Here is a 17,772-nt window from a genome sequence, read left to right on the forward strand (position 1 = left end):
GCGACGGTGCGTGTGTCGATCGTATCCCGGTATGAGGTGCTCGGCGGCGTCGGGTAGACTGATCGACGGCTCTCCGCGTGACGGCATCCAGGCCAATTCCCCCAGGACGGAAACGTAGCAAGGGTAACCGGGCTCTGTCGGGTGCGCGGAGGGTCTTTTCTTTCCCCTCGGAGCCCCATCTCGGCTCGTTCACCGGATGCCCTGCGAGGATCGTTCTGTGACAGCATCCCCTGCTCCCGCCCGACGCACGTCGTCGTCGTTCGCGCGCTTCTTCGCGCCGGTCGCGCTGCTCGCGCTGATGTGGGTCATCCAGTTCGCAGATGCCGTGCTGCCCGGCTCGTTCACCGGCTGGGGTCTGCGGTCGTGGGACCTCGGCAGTCTGCAGGGGCTCGTGCTTGGTCCGCTGCTGCACGCGAGCTGGGCGCACCTGATCGCCAACTCGGTGCCGCTTCTCGTGCTCGGCTGCCTGGTCGCGGTCGAAGGCGCGAAGCGCTTCTGGGCCGTCACTGCGGTCGTCGCCCTCGTCGGGGGCATCGGCACGTGGTTCGTGAACGCTCCCGGCACGCTGACCGTCGGTGCATCCGTTCTCGTGTTCGGCTACTTCGGCTACATCATCATGCGCGTCTTCGCGCCCGGCCGCGTCGCGCATCGCATCGCCTACGCGGCGATCGCGCTGATCGTCGCCGTGCTCTACGGCGCGTCGATGCTCACCGGCATCTTCGGGGCCGGTGCCGGCGTCTCGTGGCAGGCGCATCTGTTCGGGGCGATCGGCGGCGGACTGATGGCGTTCTCCGGCCGGCGGGCGGACCGGGCGGCGTGAGCGAGCGCCGCACCCGCGCGGCGAAGCTGCGAAGACGCGCGGCACGTCGCAGACGCAGACGTCGGATGCTGCGGGTCGTCGCGATCACGGCATCCGTCGCCATCGTGGCGTCCGCGCTGCTCGTCGCGTTGGCGTGGGCGATGTCACCGCGGCAGGAGACGTACTGCGTCGCCCAGCCGCAGGACTTCCCCGACGCAGGCATCGCGGGCTGGGACGGCGAGCAGCTCGAGAACGCGGCCGTGATCGTCCGCACCGCACAGGGCATGGGCTTCGAGCGCGATGGACAGATCATCGGTGTGATGGCGGCGATGGGTGAGAGCTCGCTGCGCAACATCGACTACGGCGACTGGGAGACCTCCGGCGTCACCAACCCGGACGGCACGCGCACCTCGAGCATCGGCCTGTTCCAGCAGCAGGCCTGGTGGGGGAGCGTCGAGCAGCGGATGGATCCGGCCACGGCTGCGTCGCTGTTCTATGCGAAGCTCGCGCGGATCGCCGGCTGGGCGCAGCAGCCGCCCTCCCAGGCGATCCACCGGGTGCAGGTCAACACCGACCCCGAGCACTATGCGCAGTTCGCCGACGACGCTGAGGCGGTCGTCGATGCGCTGTCGGGTGAGTGCACTGCGCCCCTAGGCTGAAGGGGTGGCACGCAGCATCTACATCACGTCCGCCGAAGGGCACACCGGCAAGTCCACGATCGCGCTGGGCGTGCTCGATGCCCTGATGCGCGTATCGCCTCGAGTGGGGGTGTTCCGCCCGATCACCCGCTCGACCGCGGAGCGCGATCTCGTGCTCGACCTGCTGCTCGCCCACGACGGGGTGCAGCTCGACTACGACGACGTCATCGGCGTCAGCTACGACGACGTGCGTGAGGATGCCGACCGAGCGCTCGCCACGATCGTCGCCCGCTTCAAGGCCGTCGAGGCGCAGTGCGACGCCGTGATCGTGATCGGCAGCGACTACACCGACGTCGCCGGACCCGCCGAGCTCGGCTTCAACGCGCGCATCGCTGCGAACCTCGGAGTGCCCGTGCTGCTCGTGCTCTCGGGCCGAGACCGGCAGAACCAGGCCGAGCAGCTCGGCACCACCACGGCGCGGACGCCCGCCCAGGTGGAGCATATCGCCGCGCTCGCCATGGCCGAGCTCGCGGCCGAGCGCGCGGAGCTGTTCGCCGTCATCGTCAACCGCGCCGAGCCCGACGCGCTCACCGAGATCATCGAGCGCGTCGAAGACGGACGCACTCCGGTCTGGGCGATCCCCGAGGATCGCGCGCTCGTCGCGCCGTCGATGCGCGGCATCCTGCAGGCGGTTGATGGCAGGCTCGTGCGCGGCGGCGATGAGCTGCTCGGCCGCGACGCGTACAGCATCGTCATCGCTGGCATGTCGATGGTGAACGTGCTGCCCAGACTGACCGAGGGCGCTGTCGTGGTGATCGCCGCCGACCGCACCGAGACGCTGCTGGCGACGCTGCTCGCCGCCGCATCCGGCACCTTCCCTGACCTGGCCGGAATCGTCATCAACGGCCCGTTCGAGCTGCCCGACCCGATCGTGCAGCTGCTCGACGGCTTCCGGGTCAGCATCCCGATCATCGCCACGGACCTGGGCACCTACGACACAGCCGTGCGCATCATGAACACGCGAGGACGCATCACGGCCGAGAGCATCCAGCGCTACCAGAGCGCGCTCGCCCTGTTCCAGACCCACGTCGACATCGCCGAGCTGACCATCGAGATGGGCCTGGCGCAGTCGACCGTCGTCACGCCGCTGATGTTCGAGTACGGACTCATCGAGCGCGCCCGCAGTCAGCGCAAGCGCATCGTGCTGCCCGAAGGTGGCGACGATCGCATCCTTCGCGCCGCAGCGATCCTGCTGGCCCGCGGCGTCGCCGACCTGACGATCCTGGGGGATGAGACCGAGATCCGCACCCGCGCGGCTTCGCTGGGACTGGAGATCGGCGAGGCGCAGGTGCTCAGCCCCACCGACCCACGGCTCGTCGAGACCTTCGCCGCCGAGTACGCGCGACTGCGCGCGCACAAGGGCATCACCGTTCAGCAGGCAGCCGACACCGTCACCGACGTGTCGTACTTCGGCACGATGATGGTCCATCTGGGCCTCGCCGACGGCATGGTCTCGGGCGCTGCCCACACGACCGCGCACACCATCCGCCCGTCGTTCGAGATCATCAAGACCAAGCCGGGTGTCGAGGTCGTCTCCAGTGTGTTCCTGATGGCGCTCGCCGACCGCGTGCTCGTCTACGGCGACTGCGCCGTGATCCCCGACCCCACCAGCATCCAGCTCGCCGACATCGCCATCTCATCCGCCGCGACCGCACAGCAATTCGGCATCGATCCGCGCGTGGCCATGCTGTCGTACTCGACGGGGGAGTCCGGTTCGGGTGCGGACGTCGACAAGGTGCGCGAGGCGACGGCGCTGGTGCGCGAGCGGATGCCCGAGCTGCCGGTCGAAGGACCCATCCAGTACGACGCGGCGGCCGACGCAGCCGTCGCGAAGACGAAACTGCCGGACTCCGCGGTCGCCGGGCGCGCGACGGTGTTCGTCTTCCCGGATCTCAACACCGGCAACAACACCTACAAGGCCGTGCAGCGCTCGGCGGGAGCCGTGGCGATCGGCCCCGTGCTGCAGGGCCTGAACAAGCCGATCAACGACCTCTCGCGCGGCGCGCTGGTCGAAGACATCGTCAACACCGTCGCGATCACCGCCATCCAGGCGCAGGGAGTCAGCGCATGAGCGTCGTCCTGGTCATCAACAGCGGATCATCGTCGCTGAAGTACAGCCTGATCGATCCGGACCGGGGGCTCGAACTCGGCAGCGGCCTGATCGAGCGCATCGGCCAGGGAAGTGGGATCATCTCCCACACCGCCCGTGTCATCGCCGAACCCGGCGAACCCGTGCCCACGGTGCTCGACGTGAAGCACTCCGAAGAGCGGGTCATCGCCGACCACGACGAGGCGTTCGCGGTCATGCTCGCGCAGTTCGCCGAGCACGGGCCGTCGCTCGACCAGCATCCGCCTGTCGCTGTTGGGCACCGCGTCGTCCACGGCGGCGCGCGGTTCTTCGAACCCACGGTGGTCACGCCGCTCGTCGAGATCAACATCGAAGACCTCATCGTGCTGGCGCCGCTGCACAACCCGGCGAACCTGGCCGGGATCAGGGCGGCGAAGACCGCGTTCCAGGATGTTCCGCACGTGGCAGTCTTCGACACCGCATTCCACCAGACACTCGAGCCCGCCGCGTACACCTATGCGCTCGCGGCCGACGTCGCCCGCGAGCATCGCATCCGCCGCTACGGATTCCACGGCACGAGCCACAAGTTCGTCTCCGAGCAGGCCGCCTCGTTCCTCGACCGCGACCTGGCAGACCTGCGCCAGATCGTGTTCCACCTCGGCAACGGCGCATCCGTGACGGCGATCGACGGCGGCCGCTCAGTCGAGACCTCGATGGGGTTCACACCGCTCGAGGGTCTGGTGATGGGCACCCGCACCGGCGACATCGACCCCGCCGTGCTGCTGCACCTCGAGCGTCGCGCCGGGCTCGGCGCAGAGCGACTCGACGACCTGCTCAACAAGCGCAGCGGACTGCTGGGACTGGCCGGACGCAGCGACATGCGAGACATCCTCGCGGGCCGCGCAGCCGGCGAAGAGGCGGCTACGCTCGCCTACGACGTCTACATCCACCGGCTGCGCGCCTACGCCGGCGCGTACATCGCGCAGCTCGGCGGCGTGGACGTCATCTCCTTCACCGCTGGCGTCGGCGAGAATGCGATCGATGTGCGCGCGGATGCGCTGGCCACCCTCGGATTCCTCGGCGTGAAGATCGATGCCGAGCGCAATGCCGCCCGCGGCGGTGGCATCCGACGCATCTCGACAGACGACTCGAGCGTCGCGGTGCTGGTCGTCCCCACCGATGAAGAACTCGAGATCGCGCGCCAGACCCTCAGCGCGATCTGAGCGCCGGCACCCGGGCATCCGGCACAACCGGCAGAGAACCCGCCGCCGACTTCACTACGCTTGATCGTGCACACCCGCGCCAGTCCGCACACCCGCCAGTCCGCATATCTGAGCCAGGAGGAACCGTGCCTGAACAACTGCCAGACCTGCACCGCACCAGTGGTGTGCTTTTCGACCTCGACGGAGTGCTGACCCCGACCGCCGAGGTGCACATGCGCGCCTGGCAGAAGGTGTTCGACGAGGTCTTCGCACGCTGGGGCATCACCGAGCCGTACACCGACACCGACTACTACGCGTACGTCGACGGCAAGAAGCGCTACGACGGAGTCGCCAGCCTGCTGCACAGCCGCAACGTCGAGATCCCGTGGGGCGAGGTCACCGATCCGCCCGAGGCCGAGACGATCTGCGGCGTCGGCAACCGCAAGAACGCCGCCTTCGCCGCAGCACTCCGCAGCGAGGGCATCGCTCCGTTCCCCGGCTCGCTGGCGCTGCTCGAGAGCCTGCGCGACGTCGGCATCCCGATGGGCGTCGTGTCGAGCTCGAAGAACGCCGAGGAGGTGCTCACCAGCGCGGGCATCCGAGAGTTCTTCCGCATCGTCGTCGACGGGATCGTCGCCGAGCGCGATCACCTCGCCTCCAAGCCCGCGCCGGACATGTTCCTCGAAGGCGCTCGGATGCTGGGAGTCGACCCCGCGGCGGCTGTCGCCGTGGAGGATGCCGTCGCCGGTGTCGCCTCCGCTGCATCCGCCGGCTTCGCGGACGTCGTCGGCGTCGACCGCGGCGCGGGACCGGAGACTCTGCGCGCAGCCGGCGCAACCTGTATCGTCGATGACCTTGCCCGCCTGCTGGAGAACGCAGGCGATGCACTGAGCGACCGGAGAGGGCCGAAGTGATCGACCGCGACCGCTACCCCGTCGACCCCTGGCGACTCATCGAGTCGCGGTATGAGGAGGACGGTGTCGCCGAGACCGTCTTCACCGTCGCGAACGGCTACCTCGGCCTGCGCGGCAACCACATCGAGGGCCGGGGTGCGCACGAGCACGGCACCTTCATCAACGGGCTGCACGAGACGTGGCCGATCAGGCACGCCGAGCAGGCGTTCGGCTTCGCCGAGGTGGGGCAGACGATCGTCAACGCCCCGGATGCGAAAGTGATGCGGGTCTACATCGACGACGAGCCGCTGTCATTCGACGAGACCGAGATGCACGACTACTCGCGCGAGCTCGACATGCGCACGGGCGTGGTCACGCGCGAGGTCGTGTGGGTCACGCCGTCCGGCAAGCGGGTGCGCATGCGCGACGAGCGGATGGTCAGCTTCGATGAGCGGCACCTCGCCGTGCTGCGACTCGAGGTGACGGTCGAGAATGCGGACGCCCCGGTGACGATCAGCTGCCAGCTGCTGAACCGTCAGGACGGCGCGGGCATCTACGCGGGCGACCCGATGGCGTCGAAGTCGGAGCACAAGGGCTTCGACCCGCGCAAGGCCGAGAAGATCACCGAGCGGGTGCTGCAGCCGGTCGAGTACTGGCAGGACGGATTGCGTTCGGCGCTGTCGTACCGGGTGACCGATTCGGGGATGACCGTCGCCGTCGTCGCCGACCACATCATCGAGACCGAGAACGAATACAGCGCCCGCTCGCTGATCGAGCCGGACATCGCCAAGAACGTGTTCCGTGTTCAGGCGAAGGCGGGCGTGCCGATCCGTATCAGCAAGATCGTCAGCTATCACAGTTCGCGCGGGGTGCCCCCGCGTGAACTGGTGGATCGCTGCCGCCGCTCGCTCGACCGCGTCGCGGTGGAGGGTGCGGATGCCCTTTTCGAGGCTCAGTCGGAATGGCTGTCCGCGTTCTGGGCGCGCTCGGATGTGCGCATCGCCGGTCACGACGACCTGCAGCAGGCAACCCGCTGGTGCCTGTTCCAGCTCGCGCAGGCGGCCTCGCGCGCTGACGGCAACGGGGTGCCGGCCAAGGGGCTCACCGGATCGGGTTACAGCGGCCACTACTTCTGGGACACCGAGATCTACGTGCTGCCGTTCCTCACCTACACCTCCCCGCAGTGGGCGAAGAACGCGCTGCGCGCGCGGGTGCTCATGCTGCCGGCCGCCCGTCGGCGCGCGTCTCAGCTGAACGAGGCCGGTGCGCTGTTCCCCTGGCGCACCATCAACGGCGAAGAGGCTTCAGCCTATTACGCCGCCGGCACCGCGCAGTACCACATCAACGCCGATGTCAGTTTCGCGCTGGGCAAGTACGTGCGCGCCACGGGAGACTTCGACTTCCTGCGCCGCGAAGGCGCCGACATCGCCGTCGAGACGGCGCGGCTGTGGGCGACCCTCGGATTCTGGCGAGGGACGAACGGCGAGAGCTCGTTCCACATCCACGGCGTCACGGGGCCCGATGAGTACACCACCGTCGTCAACGACAACCTGTTCACGAACGTGATGGCGCGCTTCAACCTGCGCTTCGCGGCGCGCATCGTCGGCGAGATGGCTGAGAAGGATCCCGCGGCGTACGACGCGCTCGTGGAGCGGACGGGGCTGGATGCCGGTGAGCGCGACGCCTGGGAGCGTGCGGCCGAGGCGATCCACATCCCGTACAGCGAGTCGCTGGGGATCCATCCGCAGGATGCCTTCTTCCTGGAGCGGGAGGTCTGGGATCTGGAGGGCACGCCGGCCGACATGCGCCCGCTGCTGCTGCACTACCACCCGCTGGTGATCTACCGGTTCCAGGTGCTCAAGCAGGCGGACGTCGTGCTGGCGCTGTTCCTGCAGGGCAACCACTTCACGCCGGAGGAGAAGCTCGCCGACTTCGAGTACTACGACCCGCTGACGACGGGGGATTCCACGCTGTCCGCCGTCGTGCAGTCGATCATGGCGGCTGAGGTCGGGTATCAGGATCTCGCCCGGGAGTACTTCGAGCACGCGCTGTACGTCGATCTCGGCGATCTGCACCACAACGCCGCCGACGGTGTGCACGTGGCATCCGCCGGTGGGATCTGGACGACGCTGGTGAGCGGCTTCGGCGGCATGCGCGATCACAGCGGTGAGCTGAGCTTCGACCCGCGACTGCCCGCCGACTGGCCCGAGCTGTCGTACCCGCTGCAGTGGCTGGGGTCGGATGTGCAGGTCACGCTCACCCGCGACGCGCTGCGCGTCGAGGTGCGCTCCGGCGACGCCGTCGATTTCACCGTGCGGGGTGCTGCGCACCGGGCCGCGGTGGGGGAGCCGGCCGTCGTCGCGCTGGCCGGTCAGGGCCCGCTGCGGCCAGGACGCCCGACGCTGCGCCAGATCGAGGACGCCCGTCGCGACGATGGCACGCGTCTGTCGGCATCCGTGCCGGTGACGACGACCACGATCCCGATCGTGGGCATCTTCGAGGACTGATCCGCGCGCGCTCCCCACGCTCCTCGCAGAAGTCAACGTCGGCGGCACGCCGTAGGCTGGACGGGTGACGACAGCTCTCTACCGCCGCTACCGGCCCGAGACCTTCGGGGAGATGATCGGGCAGTCCCAGGTGACTGATCCGCTCATGACCGCCCTTCGTGGTGATCGCGTCGGCCACGCGTACTTGTTCTCCGGCCCGCGCGGATGCGGAAAGACCACGTCAGCCCGCATCCTCGCGCGCTGCCTGAACTGCGCCGAGGGCCCGACCGACACCCCGTGCGGCGTCTGCCCGAGCTGCGTCGAGCTGTCGCGCGCCGGTGGTGGCTCGCTGGACGTCGTCGAGATCGACGCGGCCAGTCACAACGGCGTCGACGACGCTCGCGATCTGCGCGAGCGCGCCACGTTCGCTCCCAGCCGCGATCGGTTCAAGATCTTCATCCTCGACGAGGCGCACATGGTGACGCCGCAGGGCTTCAACGCTCTGCTGAAGCTGGTCGAGGAACCGCCGGCGCATGTGAAGTTCATCTTCGCGACGACCGAGCCCGAGAAGGTGCTCGGCACCATCCGCTCCCGCACGCACCACTACCCGTTCCGGCTGGTGCCGCCCGCGGCCATGCTCGAGTACGTCGAGAAGCTGTGCGCCGAGGAGGGCGTGCAGGTCGCCGAGGGGGTGCTCGCGCTCGTCGTGCGCGCCGGCGGCGGCTCTCCCCGTGACACGCTCTCGCTGCTCGACCAGCTGATCGCCGGTTCCGAGGAGGGCAACGTGACGTACGAGCGCGCTGTCGCGCTGCTCGGCTACACGCACGCCGCGCTGCTCGACGAGATCGTCGACGCTCTCGCCGCGGATGACGCCGCAGCGGCATTCCCCGCCGTGGACCGCGTCGTGCAGACCGGACAGGATCCGCGTCGCTTCGTCGACGATCTGCTCGAGCGGCTGCGCGACCTGATCGTGATCGCCGCGGTCGGCGACGGCGCGTCGGCCGTGCTGCGCGGCATCCCGGCCGATGAGATGCAGCGGATGCAGTCGCAGGCCGCAGCCTTCGGCTCGGCCCGCCTGTCTCGCACAGCCGATCTGGTCAGCCTCGCGCTCGACGACATGACGGGAGCGACCTCACCACGGCTGCACCTCGAGCTGATGGTCGCTCGCGTGCTTGCCGGGGCGCTGTCGGATGCTGCGAGTGCGGCCGGTGCTGGTGCTGCGGTTGCTCCTGCGTCCGTAAAGCCCACGCCGCCCGCACCCGCGCCCAAACAGGCTTCTGCGCCGGAGCCCACTGCTTCGACCGAGTCCGCTGATTCTGCGCCCGCTGCTGCACCCGAGACTGCTGCACCCCGGACTGCTGGGCCCGAACCTGTTGTGGCCGAGGCGGCTGCGCCCGAGCCTGATGTGGCCGAGGCGGCTGCGCCCGAGCCGACCGGCCCGGTGACGATCGAGCGGATCTCCGGTGCGTGGCCCGCCGTGCTGAAAAGGCTCGAATCGATCAGCCGCACATCCTGGCTGATGGCGACCAGCATCCAGCCGCTTGCCTACGACGCGGAGAGCGAGGTGCTCACGCTCGGATTCTCCAGCCCGAGCGACGTCACCCGCTTCAAGGGCTCGACGCCCGGCAAGGGGCCTTCGGACCACCTGCGCACCGCCATCGAGCAGGAGCTCGGCGTGACCGTGAAGTACCGTCCCGCACCGCTGCCTCCCGGCGGCGGAGGCGGGGGAGCGGCCGCGCCCTCGGGCCCCGCTCCGACTGGATCCGCTCCCGCCCGCACGGCACCGAGCGCCGGAGACGACGCTCCCGCCGCAGGCTGGGCGAATCCGATGAGCGCACCGGATCCCGCAGCCGGAACGCCATCGCAGAGCGCCCCGCAGCAGAGCGTCCCGCCGAGTTCACCGCCGAACGGCGGCCCTTCGAACGGGGGTGCGGAGAAGGGCGGCTCCGGCGGTTCGCGACCGTCGTCTGCAGCCGTCACCGAATGGGCGGTCGCACCGATTCCGACATCCGCGGCACCTACCGCGGAAGTCGTGACACCCGCCGCCGCAGTCGAGACAGCCGCGCGGTCCGCGACGCTGGTTGCGTCGCCCGCCGCGCAGCAGCAGTTCCCCGTCGACGAAGAGCCCGCCGAGGTCGAGGCTGCGGCCTCCGCTCCCCGCCCTCCCGTCGACGGAACCATCGACAGGATGGACGCGCCCCCGCTGCCCGACGAAGATGTGCCGCCGTACGACGATCACCCGCCGTACGATGACGAGCCGCCGTACGACCCGATGTACGACGAGCCGCCCGCAGCGCGACCGGGTCGCCCGTCACAGGCATCCGGCCCCTCGACGCCGGTGCACGCACAGTCACCGGCTCTCGCCCAGTCATCCGCGCCCGCCCAGCGCCCCGCATCCGCACCACAGCAGTCCGCGCGCGCCCCACAGGCATCGGCGTCGCGCGTGGTCGACGGGGTCGAGCGGCGCGGTGAGGCAGTGATCCGACAGGTGCTCGGCGCGAAGTTCCTTCGTGAGGAGCCATACCAGCCCCCGACGAGGTTCAACTGATGTACGACGGCATCGTTCAAGAGCTGATCGACGAGTTCGGCCGACTCCCCGGGATCGGACCGAAGTCCGCGCAGCGCATCACGTTCCACATCCTGCAGACACCGTCGTTCGACGTCGCACGCCTGTCGGAACTGCTCACCGAGGTGCGCGCCCGCGTGCGCTTCTGCGAGATCTGCGGCAACGTCTCCGAGCAGGATCGCTGCGCGATCTGCCGCGACCCGCGCCGCAATCCAGAGCTGATCTGCGTCGTCGAGGACGCCAAGGACGTGGCCGCGATCGAGCGCACCCGCGAGTTCCGCGGCCTGTACCAGGTGCTCGGCGGAGCCATCAGCCCGATCGCGGGCATCGGCCCCGACGACCTGCGCATCGCACAGCTGATGAGCCGGCTGGCCGACGGCACCGTGCAGGAGGTCATCCTCGCCACGAACCCCAACCTCGAGGGCGAGGCGACCGCCAGCTACCTCAGCCGGCTGCTGACCAGCATGGACATCACGGTCTCGCGACTGGCATCCGGTCTTCCCGTCGGAGGCGACCTCGAGTACGCCGACGAGGTGACGCTCGGTCGCGCCTTCGAAGGCCGACGGAGGCTGTGAACGCGCAGCACCCGGGCTTCACCCGGAAGGGGTGGTTGCTGTTCGCCGTCATGGCGGTCGTCTGGGGCATCACCTACCTGTTCATCAAAGAGGCCGTCGCCTCGTACTCACCGCCCGCGGTGGTCTCGGCGCGAACGCTGCTGGGTGCTCTCGTGCTGCTGCCGTTCGCGATCCGCGCCGGTGCGCTCAGGGCCGCCTGGAAGCACTGGCCGTGGGTGCTCGCATTCGGGCTGATCGAGATGGCGGGACCGTTCTTGCTGCTCAGTCACGCCGAGACGCAGCTGCCATCAGGCCTCACCGGGCTCCTCGTCGCCACGGTGCCGCTGTTCGCCGTGATCATCGCGCTGCTGCGCGGCGACCGCTCCGCCCTCGCGCCCGTGCGCCTCGGCGGCCTGCTGGTCGGATTCGCGGGTGTCGCGGTCGTCGTCGCGGGCCCCGGTCTCTTCCCGCGCGACGGGGCGAGTGCCTTCGCGATCGGCGAGATCCTGCTCACCGCGCTGCTGTATGCCATCGCCCCGTTCGTGATCGCCTACAAGCTCTCGGACGTGCCATCAATCGGCACGATCACCCTCGCTCTGATGGGCATCGGGCTCGGCTACCTGCCGTTCGCGCTGGTCACTCAGCACGAAGTCCCGACGCTGCGCTCGACCGTCTCGCTCGTGCTGCTCGGCGTCATCTGCACGGCTGTGGCGTTCGTCGCGTTCTTCGCCCTGATCCGCGAGGTAGGCCCCGTGCGCGCGCCGCTGTTCACCTACGTCAACCCGATCGTCGCACTGGTTCTCGGCACCGTGTTCCTCGCCGAGCCGATCACGCCGGGCCTGGTCATCGGCCTCCCGATCGTGCTGATCGGATGCTGGTTCGCCGCCACCGGCGGCCGTCTCAGGCCCCGCGCTCCCGCGGCACCGCCTCCTCTCCAGTGATCGTGATGCGACACATGCGCTCAGGTGCATGGATGCCATCCGTAGAATGTCCGTGGGCGGATCCGCCCGCTGTCCCCGGGAGTGATCGTGGCCCTGATCGTGCAGAAGTACGGCGGTTCGTCCGTCGCCGACGCTGAGAGCATCAAGCGCGTCGCCAAGCGCATCGTCGACACTCGTCGTGCCGGACACGACGTCGTCGTCGCGGTGAGTGCGATGGGCGACACGACGGACGAGCTGCTAGAGCTCGCCCACGAGGTCGCCCCGCTGCCGGCGCCGCGCGAACTCGACATGCTGCTCTCCAGCGGTGAGCGCATCTCGATGGCTCTGCTGGCGATGACCATCCACTCGATGGGCTTCGAGGCGCGCTCGTTCACCGGCAGCCAGGCCGGCATGATCACCGACTCCCACCATGGGAAGGCGCGCATCGTCGATGTCACGCCGGTGCGTCTGCGCGAAGCCCTCGACGAGGGCGCGATCGTCATTGTGGCCGGATTCCAGGGCTTCAACCGCGACACCCGCGACATCACCACGCTCGGCCGCGGTGGCTCCGACACGACCGCGGTGGCACTCGCCGCGGCGCTCAAGGCCGACGTCTGCGAGATCTACAGCGACGTCGACGGCATCTACACGGCAGACCCGCGGGTCATCCCGCTCGCGCGCAAGCTCGACCGCATCTCCAGCGAGGAGATGCTCGAGCTCGCGGCCAACGGCGCCAAGGTGCTCTACATCCGCGCCGTCGAGTACGCCCGCCGTCACGGCGTGCTGATCCACGCCCGCTCGACGTTCTCGTCGGCAGAGGGCACCTACGTTCTTGGCGAGGGCATGACCGCCCCGCGTGCATCCGAGGGAGAAGTCATGGAAGAGCCCATCGTCGCCGGAGTCGCGACCGACCTCAGCCAGGCGAAGATCACGGTCACCGGAGTGCCCGATGTGCCGGGCAAGGCCGCCGAGATCTTCAAGATCGTCTCGAAGTCCGGCGCCAACGTCGACATGATCGTGCAGAACGTGTCGGCGGCGTCCACCGGCCGCACCGACATCTCATTCACGCTGCCGAAGGCCGATGCGCCGGCGGCGCTCAAGGCGCTTTCGGTCGAGCAGGGCGAAGTCGGCTTCGAGAATCTGCTGCACGACGACCAGATCGGAAAGCTCTCGGTCGTGGGCGCCGGCATGCGCACCCACTCCGGCGTCTCGGCGATCCTGTTCGAGGCGCTCAGCGAAGGCGGCATCAACATCGAGATGATCTCGACCTCCGAGATCCGCATCTCGGTGGTGCTGCGAGGCTCCGACCTCGCCGAGGCCGCCCGCACCGTGCACGCAGCCTACGGGCTCGACAGTGAGATCGAGGCCGTCGTGCACGCCGGCACCGGCCGCTGACCCACGGGCCCGAACTGCTCGGGTGAGCGGGTAGACTCACGGCAACCCTGACATCGGCGCCAGGCGCAGTCACCGCACCCTGGGACTGAGCCTGGCGTATCTCGTCTCCACGCCAAGGACTCATTCCATGACCCGTATCTCCGACTCCGGATTCTCCCTCGCGATCGTCGGTGCCACCGGCCAGGTCGGCACCGTGATGCGCGACATCCTCGCCGAGCGCGACTTCCCGATTCGCGAGCTGCGCCTGTTCTCGTCGGCCCGCTCCGCAGGGACCGCGATCGAGTACGGCGGCGAGACCGTGATCGTCGAAGATGTCGAGAAGGCGGATGCCACGGGCATCGACATCGCGCTGTTCTCCGCCGGCGCCACCGCGAGCCGCGCCTACGCCGAGAAGTTCGCCGCCGCCGGCGCGGTCGTCGTCGACAACTCCAGCGCGTGGCGGATGGACCCCGAGGTCCCGCTGGTGGTCAGCGAGGTGAACCCGGATGCCATGGACGAGCGTCCCAAGGGCATCATCGCCAACCCGAACTGCACCACGATGGCAGCGATGCCCGTGCTGAAGGCGCTGCACGCCGAAGCCGGTCTCGAGCGCCTCATCGTCAGCACGTATCAGGCCGTCTCCGGGTCGGGTCTCGCCGGGGCACAGGAGCTGCTGGGACAGGTCGAGGGCGTGCTCGCGCAGGGCGACACCCTGCGGCTCGTGCACGACGGCTCATCGATCGACTTCCCGCAGCCGAACAACTACGTCGCCCCGATCGCATTCGACGTCATCCCGATGGCCGGCGCGGTCGTCGACGATGGTGACAACGAGACCGACGAGGAGAAGAAGCTCCGCAACGAGAGCCGCAAGATCCTCGGCCTGCCGGACCTTCGCGTCGCGGGCACGTGCGTGCGCGTGCCGGTGTTCACCGGCCACTCGCTCTCGATCAACGCCGAGTTCGCGAACGACATCACTCCCGCTCGGGCGTACGAGGTCCTGGCATCCGCTCCCGGCGTCGTCGTCGACGAGGTCCCGACGCCGCTGCAGGCAGCCGGCAAGGACCCGAGCTTCGTCGGTCGCATCCGCGCCGATCAGTCCGCACCCGAGAGCAAGGGCCTCGTGCTGTTCATCAGCAACGACAACCTGCGCAAGGGCGCCGCGCTGAACGCCGTGCAGATCGCCGAGGAGCTCACTCGACGGCTCGTGCCGACCGCTTGACGCGCGGAGAGGCAGGCCGGAACTGACGGCTAGACTGATTCGGTGACTGAAACCGTCGATGTCGTTCTGATCGGTGGGGGCATCATGTCCGCCACGCTGGGTACCCTGCTGCACGAGCTGCAGCCGGACTGGAAGATCGTCGCCTACGAGCGACTCAGCGACGTCGGGCAGGAGAGCTCCAACCCTTGGAACAACGCGGGCACCGGGCACGCGGCGCTGTGCGAGCTGAACTACATGCCGCAGGGCAAGGACGGCTCGCTCGACCCCGCCAAGGCGATCTCGATCAACGAGCAGTTCCAGCAGAGTCGCCAGTTCTGGTCGACGCTCGTCGACCGCGGCGTTCTCGACGGACCGTCAACGTTCATCAACTCCACGCCGCACATGACGTTCGTGCGCGGCGAGAAGGACGTGAACTTCCTCAAGGCGCGCTACGAGGTGCTCAAGCAGCAGCCGCTGTTCGAGGGCATCGAGTACAGCGAGGACTCCCGTGTCATCAACAAGTGGGCGCCTCTTCTCATGCAGAAGCGCCGTAAGGGTGAGCCGTTCGCGGCGACCCGCGTGCCGTCGGGAACCGACGTCGACTTCGGTGCGCTGACGCACCAGCTCTTCGACCACCTCGCAGACTCCGGCGTGCAGGTGTACACCGACCACGAGGTGCGTGGCCTCAAGCGTCAGTCCGACGGCACCTGGCTGGTCAAGCACCGCCGCACCATCGGCCGCACGCCCGGCCAGGTCAAGGCCCGCTTCGTCTTCGTCGGAGCCGGCGGCTGGGCGCTCAAGCTGCTGCAGCGCTCGGGCATCCCCGAGATCAAGGGATACGGCGTGTTCCCGATCGGCGGACAGTTCCTGAAGACGTCCGACCCGGCGATCGTGTCGCAGCACAAGGCGAAGGTCTACTCGCAGGCATCCGTCGGCGCGCCGCCGATGTCGGTGCCGCACCTCGACACTCGTGTCGTCGACGGCGAGGCATCGCTGATGTTCGGACCGTTCGCGACGTTCAGCCCGAAGTTCCTCAAGAACGGCTCGTGGTTCGACATCGTCGGCCAGGTGCGCGCGCACAACCTGTGGCCGATGCTCCGGGTCGCGTTCGCCAACCCGGATCTGATCACCTACCTCGTCAGCGAGCTGGTGAAGAACCACGGCAAGAAGGTCGACAGCCTGCGAACGTTCATGCCCACGGCGAAGGACGGCGACTGGAAGCTCATCCAGGCCGGCCAGCGCGCCCAGGTGATGAAGAAGGACCCCGAGAAGGGCGGCGTGCTGCAGTTCGGCACCGAGGTCGTCGCGGCCGAGGACGGCAGCATCGCCGGACTGCTCGGCGCCTCGCCGGGGGCATCGACGGCGGTGCCGATCATGCTCGGCCTGCTCAAGCGGTGCTTCCCCGAGCAGTACGCCGGATGGGAACCCGCGCTTCGCGACCTCATCCCGACCATGGGCGAGAAGCTCAACGACGATGCGGATGCGGCCGAGCAGTCGATGAGCACCACCGCATCCACCCTCTCGCTCACGGCCTGACGGAGCCACCGTGGCGAAGCTGTACTTCCGCTACGGCGCGATGAACTCCGGCAAGTCGACGGCGCTGCTCCAGGCCGCGTACAACTACGAGGAGCGCGGTCAGCGCGTGCTGCTGGCCAAGCCCGAGATCGACACGAAGGGCGCCTCGCAGATCGAGAGCCGTCTCGGCGTGACCCGCGAGGTCGACTTCCTGATCGGCGCCGCCGACGACGCGCGCGAGCTGTTCGCGGGTGAGCGCGAGCGCGTCCGAAACGAGGGTCAGGACGAGCTGCTTCCCGCGGAGCCGGGTGATGTCGCCTGCCTGCTGATCGACGAAGCGCAGTTCCTGTCGGCGGAGCAGATCGACGACCTGTTCCGGATCGCGGTGCTCGACGGCATCCCGGTGATGGCCTATGGCATCCGCAACGACTTCCGCACCCACGCTTTCCCCGGGTCGGCGCGGCTGCTGGCTATCGCGCACTCGCTGGAGGAGCTGAAGACGATCTGCCGGTGCGGTCGCAAGGCCGTGTTCAACGGCCGGGTGATCGATGGCCGCTTCGTCTTCGATGGCGACCAGGTCGCGATCGACGGCGCCGCGGTGACGTACGAGTCGCTGTGCGGCAACTGCTATCTGGAGGAGTCCGGCGGCGTCCTCGGCTGATCCGCGCTGAGCCAGTTGCGTGGTCAGACCACAGCGGCTAATCTGTGGTCAGACCACAGGAGGACGGATGCCGCAGACTGCAGCGAGCTCGACCGCGACGAGCCAGCGCGCCTGGCGCACCGTGCTCGAGCGCATCGAGAGCGATCTGCTCAGCAACGTGCTCGGCCCGGGCGACCGCCTGCCATCCGAGCGCGATCTCGCCGCCGAGCTCGGCGTGGGCCGCTCCAGCGTCCGCGAGGCGCTGCGCGTGCTCGAGGTGATGGGCCTGATCCGCACCGCCACCGGCTCGGGGCCACAGGCCGGCGCCATCGTGATCGCCACGCCAAGCGGTGCCATGGCCACGCTGCTGCGCCTGCAGGTCGCCGCACAGGGCTTCCCGCTGGGCGATGTGGTGCAGACCCGTCTTGTGCTGGAGGACGCGGTGGCCGCTGCGCTCGCCGCCGACTCCGAGCGCGATCTCGCCGACGTCCATGGAGCGCTGGATGCGATGGACGACGAGCATCTGACGGCGCCCGAGTTCCTCGCCCTCGACGCTCAGCTGCACTACGCGCTGGCCGAGGCTTCCGGCAACACCGTGATCACCGCGATGATGGCGGGTCTTCGCACCTCGATCGAGTCGTACGTCCTCGAGGGCTCGGCATGGATCGAGGACTGGACGAGCATGGCGGCGCACCTGCGCACCGAGCACCGTGACATCGTCGCCGCGATCGAGGGCGGGCAGGCGGATGCTGCCCGCGGCCTCCTGCACGATCACATCACCGGCTACTACACGGCGGCCGGTCTCGTCCCGGACGAGCGCGCCGTGCTCACCGACAGAGACTGAAATTCCACCCCTGAA

The 17,772-nt window shown here is 68.8% G+C and carries 14 protein-coding genes and 1 other RNA gene; all 15 read left to right on the forward strand.

Annotated elements, in window-relative coordinates; translation table 11 throughout:
- Nucleotides 1–64: 64 nt before the first annotated feature.
- The 15 genes from ffs (at nucleotide 65) to ACQUSX_RS13625 (ending at nucleotide 17,757) form a co-directional block, all read left to right on the forward strand.
- An RNA gene (gene ffs, locus ACQUSX_RS13555) (signal recognition particle sRNA small type) lies at nucleotides 65–161 on the forward strand.
- Nucleotides 162–217: 56 nt separating this feature from the next.
- Nucleotides 218–820 (forward strand): rhomboid family intramembrane serine protease, encoded by a 603-nt coding sequence (locus ACQUSX_RS13560; RefSeq protein WP_428907432.1) that lies wholly within the window; start codon nucleotides 218–220, stop codon nucleotides 818–820.
- Nucleotides 817–1,458 (forward strand): hypothetical protein, encoded by a 642-nt coding sequence (locus ACQUSX_RS13565; protein WP_428907433.1) that lies wholly within the window; start codon nucleotides 817–819, stop codon nucleotides 1,456–1,458. The genes ACQUSX_RS13560 and ACQUSX_RS13565 overlap by 4 nt, the downstream gene beginning before the upstream one ends.
- A gap of 4 nt (nucleotides 1,459–1,462) precedes the next feature.
- The gene (gene pta / locus ACQUSX_RS13570) at nucleotides 1,463–3,568 is read left to right on the forward strand and encodes a phosphate acetyltransferase (RefSeq protein ID WP_428907434.1); all 2,106 of its coding nucleotides are present in this window, start codon (nucleotides 1,463–1,465) and stop codon (nucleotides 3,566–3,568) included.
- Nucleotides 3,565–4,788, forward strand: coding sequence for an acetate/propionate family kinase (locus ACQUSX_RS13575; protein ID WP_428907435.1), 1,224 nt, complete (start codon nucleotides 3,565–3,567; stop codon nucleotides 4,786–4,788). The genes pta and ACQUSX_RS13575 overlap by 4 nt, the downstream gene beginning before the upstream one ends.
- Nucleotides 4,789–4,913: 125 nt before the next feature.
- A complete protein-coding gene (locus ACQUSX_RS13580; protein ID WP_428907436.1) occupies nucleotides 4,914–5,681 on the forward strand; it encodes an HAD family hydrolase in 768 nt (255 codons plus the stop codon).
- The gene (locus ACQUSX_RS13585) at nucleotides 5,678–8,167 is read left to right on the forward strand and encodes a glycoside hydrolase family 65 protein (protein WP_428907437.1); all 2,490 of its coding nucleotides are present in this window, start codon (nucleotides 5,678–5,680) and stop codon (nucleotides 8,165–8,167) included. The genes ACQUSX_RS13580 and ACQUSX_RS13585 overlap by 4 nt, the downstream gene beginning before the upstream one ends.
- Before the next feature lie 64 nt (nucleotides 8,168–8,231).
- Nucleotides 8,232–10,694 carry a DNA polymerase III subunit gamma and tau gene (locus tag ACQUSX_RS13590; protein ID WP_428907438.1) on the forward strand — a complete coding sequence of 821 codons (2,463 nt, stop codon included), beginning with the start codon at nucleotides 8,232–8,234 and terminating at the stop codon, nucleotides 10,692–10,694.
- Nucleotides 10,694–11,287, forward strand: a complete 594-nt coding sequence (gene recR / locus ACQUSX_RS13595; RefSeq protein ID WP_428907439.1) for a recombination mediator RecR — start codon at nucleotides 10,694–10,696, stop codon at nucleotides 11,285–11,287. Before ACQUSX_RS13590 ends, recR begins: the two co-directional genes overlap by 1 nt.
- A complete protein-coding gene (locus ACQUSX_RS13600) occupies nucleotides 11,284–12,207 on the forward strand; it encodes a DMT family transporter (RefSeq protein ID WP_428907440.1) in 924 nt (307 codons plus the stop codon). Before recR ends, ACQUSX_RS13600 begins: the two co-directional genes overlap by 4 nt.
- 87 nt (nucleotides 12,208–12,294) lie before the next feature.
- Nucleotides 12,295–13,581 carry an aspartate kinase gene (locus tag ACQUSX_RS13605; protein WP_428907441.1) on the forward strand — a complete coding sequence of 429 codons (1,287 nt, stop codon included), beginning with the start codon at nucleotides 12,295–12,297 and terminating at the stop codon, nucleotides 13,579–13,581.
- 127 nt (nucleotides 13,582–13,708) lie between these two features.
- Nucleotides 13,709–14,779 carry an aspartate-semialdehyde dehydrogenase gene (locus ACQUSX_RS13610; RefSeq protein ID WP_428907442.1) on the forward strand — a complete coding sequence of 357 codons (1,071 nt, stop codon included), beginning with the start codon at nucleotides 13,709–13,711 and terminating at the stop codon, nucleotides 14,777–14,779.
- A gap of 42 nt (nucleotides 14,780–14,821) precedes the next feature.
- Nucleotides 14,822–16,294, forward strand: a complete 1,473-nt coding sequence (locus ACQUSX_RS13615) for a malate:quinone oxidoreductase (protein ID WP_428907443.1) — start codon at nucleotides 14,822–14,824, stop codon at nucleotides 16,292–16,294.
- A gap of 10 nt (nucleotides 16,295–16,304) precedes the next feature.
- Nucleotides 16,305–16,934 (forward strand): thymidine kinase, encoded by a 630-nt coding sequence (locus ACQUSX_RS13620; RefSeq protein WP_428907444.1) that lies wholly within the window; start codon nucleotides 16,305–16,307, stop codon nucleotides 16,932–16,934.
- 67 nt (nucleotides 16,935–17,001) lie between these two features.
- A complete protein-coding gene (locus ACQUSX_RS13625) occupies nucleotides 17,002–17,757 on the forward strand; it encodes a FadR/GntR family transcriptional regulator (RefSeq protein ID WP_428907445.1) in 756 nt (251 codons plus the stop codon).
- Nucleotides 17,758–17,772: the final 15 nt, after the last annotated feature.

Source organism: Microbacterium alcoholitolerans (assembly GCF_050408615.1).
Lineage (GTDB): Bacteria > Actinomycetota > Actinomycetes > Actinomycetales > Microbacteriaceae > Microbacterium.

Coding starts and splice junctions, on each gene's coding strand:
- ACQUSX_RS13575 (WP_428907435.1), top strand. CDS start 3,565: ATGAGCGTCGTCCTGGTCATCAACAGCGGATCATCGTCGCTGAAGTAC.
- recR (WP_428907439.1), top strand. CDS start 10,694: ATGTACGACGGCATCGTTCAAGAGCTGATCGACGAGTTCGGCCGACTC.
- ACQUSX_RS13610 (WP_428907442.1), top strand. CDS start 13,709: ATGACCCGTATCTCCGACTCCGGATTCTCCCTCGCGATCGTCGGTGCC.
- ACQUSX_RS13625 (WP_428907445.1), top strand. CDS start 17,002: ATGCCGCAGACTGCAGCGAGCTCGACCGCGACGAGCCAGCGCGCCTGG.